Annotated in this window: 6 protein-coding genes and 2 pseudogenes; 4 read left to right on the forward strand and 4 right to left on the reverse strand. The window is 31.5% G+C overall.

Translation table 11 applies throughout. The features are described 5' to 3' along the window. Positions 1–34 precede the first annotated feature (34 nt). Together A9G38_RS12935 and A9G38_RS12940 are read left to right on the forward strand one after the other, a co-directional pair. Positions 35–260, forward strand: a pseudogene (locus A9G38_RS12935) (transposase); the annotation flags it as partial. Positions 261–537: 277 nt separating this feature from the next. Then, positions 538–717, forward strand: a pseudogene (locus tag A9G38_RS12940) (integrase core domain-containing protein); the annotation flags it as partial. 90 nt (positions 718–807) lie between these two features. On the opposite strand, the gene A9G38_RS09455 reads toward A9G38_RS12940, so the two are convergent. Both A9G38_RS09455 and A9G38_RS09460 read right to left on the reverse strand, forming a co-directional pair. Then, positions 808–1,113, reverse strand: coding sequence for a hypothetical protein (locus A9G38_RS09455; RefSeq protein ID WP_034915663.1), 306 nt, complete (start codon positions 1,111–1,113; stop codon positions 808–810). 239 nt (positions 1,114–1,352) lie between these two features. Next, complete coding sequence (locus A9G38_RS09460) at positions 1,353–2,075, reverse strand: outer membrane protein (protein ID WP_034915660.1); 723 nt, start codon at positions 2,073–2,075, stop codon at positions 1,353–1,355. Between the two features lie 173 nt (positions 2,076–2,248). Here A9G38_RS09460 and A9G38_RS09465 point away from each other — a divergent pair, with 173 nt between their 5' ends. Continuing rightward, positions 2,249–2,632, forward strand: a complete 384-nt coding sequence (locus tag A9G38_RS09465) for a helix-turn-helix domain-containing protein (RefSeq protein WP_034915655.1) — start codon at positions 2,249–2,251, stop codon at positions 2,630–2,632. A gap of 467 nt (positions 2,633–3,099) precedes the next feature. On the opposite strand, the gene A9G38_RS12325 is transcribed toward A9G38_RS09465, so the two are convergent. Continuing rightward, positions 3,100–3,267, reverse strand: a complete 168-nt coding sequence (locus A9G38_RS12325) for a hypothetical protein (protein WP_176713256.1) — start codon at positions 3,265–3,267, stop codon at positions 3,100–3,102. A gap of 150 nt (positions 3,268–3,417) precedes the next feature. Here A9G38_RS12325 and A9G38_RS09470 point away from each other — a divergent pair, with 150 nt between their 5' ends. Then, positions 3,418–3,741 carry a helix-turn-helix domain-containing protein gene (locus tag A9G38_RS09470; RefSeq protein ID WP_065623255.1) on the forward strand — a complete coding sequence of 108 codons (324 nt, stop codon included), beginning with the start codon at positions 3,418–3,420 and terminating at the stop codon, positions 3,739–3,741. Between the two features lie 2 nt (positions 3,742–3,743). Here the strand turns inward: A9G38_RS09470 and A9G38_RS09475 are convergent. Continuing rightward, a partial coding sequence (locus tag A9G38_RS09475) for an IS3 family transposase (protein WP_141671722.1) occupies positions 3,744–4,029 on the reverse strand: 286 nt, incomplete at its 5' end.

Raw genomic sequence — 4,029 nt, forward strand, 5'->3', positions numbered from 1 at the left:
AAAATTCTCTATGATAAAAGTAAAAGGGGATTTAATGATGAAAAAAATGACTGAACATCAAATCGTCGCTATTTTAAAAGAAGCTGAAGCAGGTATTCCTGTCAAGGAACTCTGCCGTAAATATGGCATGGGTAATTCAACTTTTTATAAATGGCGGGAAAAATACGGCGGAATGGAAACTTCGGATATCAAACGCTTAAAAGAGCTGGAAGCTGAAAACCGCAAACTTAAGCAGATGTTTGCCGAGCTGAGCTTAAAACCCCAGCTGCAGGAAGAAATTATAAAAAAGCTTTAGTGCCCACAAAGGCACGTAAAACGTGGGCACAGCAATTACAACAAAATCATTCAGTTACTATTGCTATGAGTTGTGCCATTGTTGGCTTAAGCCGTTGTGCTTACTATTATCAACCTAAGTTACAGGATGATTCGGTGATTGTTTCGGTATTGAATGCTATCACAGACTGGCATTTACGCTGGGGCTTTCCTAAATGCTTTAATCGTATCAAAAAGCTCGGCTATAAATGGAATCATAAACGGGTAGAACGATTTAATCGTACCTATCGTACTGAAGTACTCGATTTATATCTTTTTAACAACTTAGCACAAGCAAGGAGAATAACCGAAGAATGGTTAACGATTTATAACACCGAAAGACCGCATGAGGCATTAAATAACATGACACCGCTCGAATATAAAACATTAAAACAGGCAGCATGATTTTCTACGTGAGTTGTGTACTAAGTTTGGGATATTTACAATTTGATATTTTTGTCAAATAGACATTTGATAATTCTTTATAAAACTTTATTAATCGATTAATTGGACATAAAATATTTTTTGCTGTTTATTTTGCCAAGTGATTGAGTATTTGAAAGTACCTGACTTCATTAAAGTTGCTTCTTGTAAATATGCCTGACATAGATACTGTTTATTATCATTATCAGTACGGAGTGTTTTTTGATTAACAATAGTCGGTCTTTTAAAACCTTCTCTCGTGTAAATTTCTTTTAATATATTTTCTGCATCTTTACTATCACATTTTGGCGGCATTTCATCTCCACAACCAGTTAATAAAAAACAGCCTAATAATGTAAATATAAATATTTTTTTCATCAGTTTTCCTTAATCAAATAACATTTTTAATATAATTAATCAGTTTTTTTGTCATTTTCTTGTTCTTTTTTACTATATACAGCATTCCCAAAAGTGAATCCCAGCTTAAAATTAATGCCACGATAATGTATCTTTTATCAAGGGTTGAATTGTATATATCAATACTCCTACAAAATTCACTAAAAAATAAGAAATATATAATGTTTTTCTATAAAAGGGCTATATTGCCCTTTTCTTTGCTAAAACGAATAACGAACACCAATAGTTAAATCAGTTGTGCTAAGTTTTAATGATGAATTTGAGCTATTATCATTTGTTGATACATTTACTTTTCCTCCGTAAGTATATCGAGCTTGTAAATCTGTCGACCAATTGTCAGTTATTTTATAAGAAGCCCCAATACCTGCAGAGTAGGCAAAGCGAGTTTTGCTTTTGGAATCTGTATCGGCATCCTCATTGTCTCCGCCTTTTACAAGTCCTGTTCGTTCATATTTCAAAAACGCAGTACCAACACCTAGTGATGCATAAGGTGTGAAATCAGTTCCTGTATCAATATCATAATAGGTATTTAACATTAATGTATTCATACGTGTTTTTATGCTTAAATAGTAATCAGCAGTTTGTGCATCTCCATCGTCATCGATATATGACACATTTCGCGAATTGGTATTTTTATTTAAATTGCCACGTTTAGTAAACATCAATTCAGTGCGAATAGGGATACTAAATTGAGGTTTAAAGTTATATCCAATTCCTACACCACCACTAAGGACAGTCTTATTTTGAGATCCAAATCTCAAATGACTAGAATCTATATCGTCCTCATTAAAGTGATGCTCTATACTTTTTGCTTTTAGCCAACTTGCACCTATTTGGCCATTAATGTAAAGGCCTGATGTTTCTGCATAAGAAAAGCTACTTATACTTGTTAAAAAAGCTATTGTAATAAACGATTTCTTCATTTTTATTCCTTATTTTGCCTAAATTGACTTTTAAAAGTATAAATTAAAAATATAAAACTATCAATAATGGATTTGTTTATTTATTTTTGTATCAATAAAGGATGTTCAATAAAAAGACTAACATCTCGACAATAAATACCAATTTAAATTTTAGTTATGAGCAAAGACATTTAATGGCAAAAGTACCTGTATCTGATATAGATAAAAAAGTAGGAAAGCGCATACAACACTGTAGAAAAGAAAACAATTTAACTATAGCTGAGTTATCTGAACGAGTAGAGTTATCAACTCAGCAATTATCTCGCTACGAAAGAGGGATTAATAAAATTAATCTGGATCATTTAACTAAAATTGCACATAAATTAAATACACCAATAAGTTGGTTTCTTATTGATGAAGAACAAAGTTATATCTTTAATAGTTCCAATAAAGTAAGTGAAAACAAAACGGGATATTATTCTACACAAAATGATCTAAAAGCCCGTTTATTACAACGTTGGGATATGTTATCAGTTGAACAAAAACGGGCAATTATCATTTTGATTGATACAATGTAATAAAAAATAAGTTTTTATTTTAAGATTTTAAAACTTTTTGGAGCTTTGTTAGACGTTTTTAGATGATAAGATCATATATATAAATAAGTAATTATTTCATCTTTATAGGTCATGATTTCATATATATCAATAACATTACTAATATTATCAGCACCTGTACTTCCTATTCTTAACAAAAAAAGAAGGTCAATCAACCTCAGTTATCATTGGGGATGGTCGGCTAAATCGTCTTCATTAATCATGGTGATATTTCTGTTTTTTATCTTTCAACGTAATAAGGAAATTCATTAGCTTTGCAAAGTATCATTAAATGCATAAATTTAAACTGGTTCTTAATTTTTAGTTTCATCAAAAGTATGATAAATGTAAGTTGTATAATGTAGTCATTTATATAATAATTTTTAACAATAATTCGAGTTGTTTACAGTAGTAGTTTTTCAAGTTACTGTAAACAACTTGATGAATTCCTACACTTCATTTTTTTCCGATAAATAATCTGAAATAGATACAAATTTATCATTATGTAATACTAAAGTTATGATTAAAAAAGCTGATGTAAATCCCGCTAATGCCGTGCCAGTTACTCTTTGCGAATGTTTGGTTCTTCTTTCATATTTTTTTCTTTTTAAAGCCATAGAAATTATTAAAGCGATAATAATACAAGTTATTGCGATAAAAGGAACCTGGATTCAAACATGAAGTGCAATTTTAAACACGGTGGAGTGAAGAAAGTAGAAAGGTGATTTATACTAGCACCTTCGTACCACCACAGTTTGGAGATTGCTATGTATTATAATCACCTTTCTAGGAAGGAAAGATACCAAATTTTCGTATTATTACAAGCCGGAAAGAATAAAAAAGAGATAGCCCAGCTACTCAATAGACATCCTTCGACAATAAGTCGAGAGATAAAAAGAAACTCAAAACCTAATCAAGCCTATCAAGCACATGATGCGGTAACCCTAGCTAGGAAAAGGCGAAAAAACAGCGGTAATGGTAAGCCAATAGAGTCTTCGGTATGGCGCCAAGTTGAAAAATACCTCATGCTTTATTACAGCCCAGAGCAGATTGCTGTGGTATGTCCACACTTTTTAGTACCAAAAAGATAAGGTCATCGATTTCTTTTGTATTCAATCGGCGACTGGTAATTTAATGTTGAATGAAGTCGATTATAATTAAACCAATCCACATAGTGATTAAATTCCAATTTAAGTTGCGCCAGTGAATCAAAAATAGTATTTGACACAAATTCTGTTTTCACTGCTTTGAATGTGCTTTCTGCAATTGCGTTATCATAGGGGCAGCCTTTGCGACTTAACGACCGTTTAATTCCAAATGCTGTTAAACATTCATCAATCAAATGATTATCAAACTCTTTTCCTCTATCAGAATGAAAC

Source organism: Gilliamella sp. Imp1-1 (assembly GCF_001690415.1).
In the GTDB taxonomy this organism is placed as follows: Bacteria; Pseudomonadota; Gammaproteobacteria; order Enterobacterales; family Orbaceae; genus Gilliamella; species Gilliamella bombi.

Coding starts and splice junctions, on each gene's coding strand:
- A9G38_RS09460 (WP_034915660.1), bottom strand. CDS start 2,075: ATGAAGAAATCGTTTATTACAATAGCTTTTTTAACAAGTATAAGTAGC.
- A9G38_RS09455 (WP_034915663.1), bottom strand. CDS start 1,113: ATGAAAAAAATATTTATATTTACATTATTAGGCTGTTTTTTATTAACT.
- A9G38_RS09470 (WP_065623255.1), top strand. CDS start 3,418: ATGTATTATAATCACCTTTCTAGGAAGGAAAGATACCAAATTTTCGTA.
- A9G38_RS09465 (WP_034915655.1), top strand. CDS start 2,249: ATGGCAAAAGTACCTGTATCTGATATAGATAAAAAAGTAGGAAAGCGC.
- A9G38_RS12325 (WP_176713256.1), bottom strand. CDS start 3,267: ATGGCTTTAAAAAGAAAAAAATATGAAAGAAGAACCAAACATTCGCAA.